Origin of the sequence: Bacillus sp. 7884-1 (assembly GCF_002272245.1) — a bacterium.
Taxonomy (GTDB): domain Bacteria; phylum Bacillota; class Bacilli; order Bacillales; family Cytobacillaceae; genus Neobacillus.
Genome location: NZ_NPDD01000184.1, coordinates 1 through 2,112, shown reverse-complemented (window position 1 = coordinate 2,112; position 2,112 = coordinate 1). Strand labels below are relative to the sequence as shown.

Sequence of the window (2,112 nt, the reverse complement as noted above, 5' to 3'; positions counted from 1 at the left end):
TTATTTTCAGTGGCTTTTTTATTTGGTTTCCTGATAATCCAATTACGACATTTTAATTCCAGTAATAATTCATGGTCAACGTTTTGTTCAAAATCCTTTGGCTTGTCCAATTGTATCCCTCTTTTTGATGCGGCTGCAATTATTAATCCTAATTCATAGTACATACTTTTAGAAACTAAACCGTTTGAACTCATTTTCTTCACTTCATTATAGAATTGAATCAAAAAATCACTAGGTAATCTTTCATACAAAGACATGATTAAAAACACCTTCAATCCCTACTATACTAATAGGAATAATATCATTAAAACTGATAATGAAAAGATTTTTTTGCAAATTCACAGATTATAATTTACATAATTCTTGTTGCTAAAGAAGCAGGATAGTCGGAGACCCTATTACATTTGAAAATAATGAAGAGGGGTTCGTTAATCTATTAAACTGGATTCATGATATAAAAAGATTAAAAAACCTAGATGCGGCAATAGTAGGTATGGAACCTACAGGACATTACTGGATTAACCTGTCAAAATGGTTATATGACCAAAACATTGAAGCAATGCAAGTTTGGGGTAAAGATTCACTAATTAAAAAAAGAGAGATGTATGAAAAGCCTGAGGATTAATAAATCATTACTAACTTCTTATTAATGTAAGTTGTAAAGGAAAATAAAAACCCACTTATACTAATAACGGAGAACCTTATCTGCGCTTCATGGATGGCTAACGGGGCTTTAGTTGAATAAAAAAAGGTTAAAGTCAACAGTGATTTGTTGGCTTTTTTATGTCGCATTTGTATTATTCCTCATAAGCCCCTATAAATACTGCTATATGGGGGTTTGTTGATATACCCGATACTGGGAGTAGATTGTTGAGTAAAAGAATGAATCTTAAAAAAAGAGGGAGTAAAAAAAGGGAATCATCTCATAACCAAGAATATATAAAGCTAGGTGGATAAGGTTTTATCACATTGAAGCCTATGCTTAATTGGTTTTTTTTCATAGTAAATAATTTATTATTTTTTTAAAAAAAGGAGTGTGGAAAGTATTTTTCACCCTAAAGATGTTTTAGCCGACCAGTTGTTAGCAAATGCGAATGACCCTAGTTTTTACCTTCCTTTTTCAGACTCAGTTGCAAATTTGTCAGAGGAAGAAGCGTTTTGGAAGCCTAACGAAGAAAGTAATAGTATAGTTGAAATTGTGCAGCATCTACTTTATTGGAATGAAACATGGCAAAATAGGTACCAAAAATCCCATATCGCGGCTGTTCCTTCCATAGGAGATAATAATAAAAGCTTTATTATTGAGGAAAACGAAATATTTAATGACTTAAAAGAGCGACTATTACAGGTGCTGCTACAATGGCAAGGTCTACTAACTGAAGAAAAGGTCGAAAGTGATGTGGGTGGTTTCACTGTATCTGCGAAATGGTGGGAGATTCTTGGAAATGTATCAACTCATAACGCATACCACATTGGACAAATCATTTATATTCGTAAGCTGCAAAAAAGCTGGAATCGCAATCATTAAGTGAGTGTTTTTAATCTTAATAAAGACTACGGGGTGCTTTACTTATATAACTAGTAAAGCCCTTTTTTATTTAAGTAAACCGACTATTAGAATCTCCTCTGATATTCCGTTATAGGGCGATTTTCTTTAACAAGAAGACGTCTTTTTGCATTCCACCAGATTCTGGAACAACACATTTTAGTGATTGGATTATGTTAAAGTGTAGGAGAGATTGTGAAGTTTTCTACTTAAAGTAACGGGTAGCGCTAGTTCAATATGGGTTATTTGATAACCATTTCTATATTTAGAAGTTAATCTCATATACTAGTTTGAGTCATAGAAGTTTATTTTTCAAGGTTGATTAACAAAGTGGTTCAGCTTAATAAGGATGCCAAATTATAGAAAATGTTGAACTTTGCTCATTTATCACTTATCATTTGTTTATATAAAAGCATAAATCGATTGTATAACCTCATTGATATGGTATGAGGGTCTCTACCAGGAACCGTAAAATCCTGATTACGAAAAAAATGTATTTTTTACATTTTTCTTCGTAATCAGGATTTTTTTTTTGAAAAATCAACTTATTTTAATGTTCAAAAACG

2 protein-coding genes, 1 pseudogene and 1 riboswitch are annotated in these 2,112 nt (G+C 32.0%); of the genes and pseudogenes, 2 read left to right on the top strand and 1 reads right to left on the bottom strand.

Annotated features, from left to right (window positions below; all coding sequences use genetic code 11):
- On the bottom strand, window positions 1–257 hold a 257-nt coding region (locus CHI06_RS20565; RefSeq protein WP_095250461.1), incomplete at its 3' end, for a hypothetical protein.
- A gap of 116 nt (window positions 258–373) precedes the next feature.
- Here CHI06_RS20565 and CHI06_RS30965 point away from each other — a divergent pair.
- Both CHI06_RS30965 and CHI06_RS20555 read left to right on the top strand, forming a co-directional pair.
- Window positions 374–568, top strand: a pseudogene (locus CHI06_RS30965) (IS110 family transposase); the annotation flags it as partial.
- A gap of 477 nt (window positions 569–1,045) precedes the next feature.
- Window positions 1,046–1,528, top strand: a complete 483-nt coding sequence (locus CHI06_RS20555; RefSeq protein ID WP_095250462.1) for a DinB family protein — start codon at window positions 1,046–1,048, stop codon at window positions 1,526–1,528.
- A 421-nt stretch (window positions 1,529–1,949) separates the two neighbouring features.
- A riboswitch (purine riboswitch) is annotated at window positions 1,950–2,049 on the top strand.
- The last annotated feature ends 63 nt before the right edge of the window (window positions 2,050–2,112 follow it).